Genomic DNA, 758 nt, shown 5'->3' on the forward strand with positions numbered 1-758 from the left:
AGCTTGTGCTTTTACAGCACTGGGCAAATAGGCCTCAATATCTTTGCTTGTTTTACGGGTAGGTTTTCTTTCTTCCACCATTTCCACTACAAGGGAGTTGATGGTCGAGATATATTCTTCGCTCATTTCAGCCAGAATATCTGCTTGTTCTTTCGTTGGCAGTAACTTTATTTTAACCGTAATCGTTTGAGGCATGGGAATCAACTCCTTGTCTTTTGAGATTCAACATATCGTTTGATCGTTTGGCTTGACACATTTCCTGCGGTGGATACGAAGTAAGAACGAGTCCACAAGCTTGGCATTGCTTTCAGCTCGGAGAACTCGTCACGGATGATTTTCGATGTCCCTCCTTTGATTTTAGCCATTACATCCGCAGGACTGACAGACGGCAACACATTCAAGAACAGATGAACATGGTCTTCATCCGTCTCCAAAGCAAGGAGGTGGAAGCCTTGTTCATCACAAATGTCTTGAACTAATTTCTTGAACCGTTCTTCGAGAGAGGGATTCAAGAAAATCTTTCGTCTGTACCGAGGACAAAACACAAAATGATAGTTGATGAGGCTGACGGTTGTTTTAGTTCTACGGTAATTTTCCATGTATCCATTATACTCTATACGTGTATGAAAACATACCGAACATACTCAAAAAATATTCGAATATATCACAGGGCTTTCGAGTTCGCCAAAGCGAACCCTCATCCCTGCCGAGCTATCATCCCACGATTGAAACCGTGGGTTTTCTCGCTCGGAAAACTG

General features: G+C 42.6%; 2 protein-coding genes. Both read right to left on the minus strand.

Annotated elements, in window-relative coordinates; translation table 11 throughout:
• A partial coding sequence (locus ACYQ4S_RS12055) for a hypothetical protein (protein WP_459771396.1) occupies positions 1–195 on the minus strand: 195 nt, incomplete at its 3' end.
• Between the two features lie 5 nt (positions 196–200).
• On the minus strand, positions 201–599 hold the full coding sequence (gene tnpA, locus ACYQ4S_RS12060) for an IS200/IS605 family transposase (protein ID WP_459771398.1): 399 nt from the start codon (positions 597–599) through the stop codon (positions 201–203).
• Positions 600–758: the final 159 nt, after the last annotated feature.

Source organism: Alkalibacterium sp. s-m-28 (assembly GCF_054658175.1).

Excerpts from the sequence above, each read along its gene's own strand:
- tnpA (WP_459771398.1), bottom strand. The coding sequence starts at position 599 with ATGGAAAATTACCGTAGAACTAAAACAACCGTCAGCCTCATCAACTAT.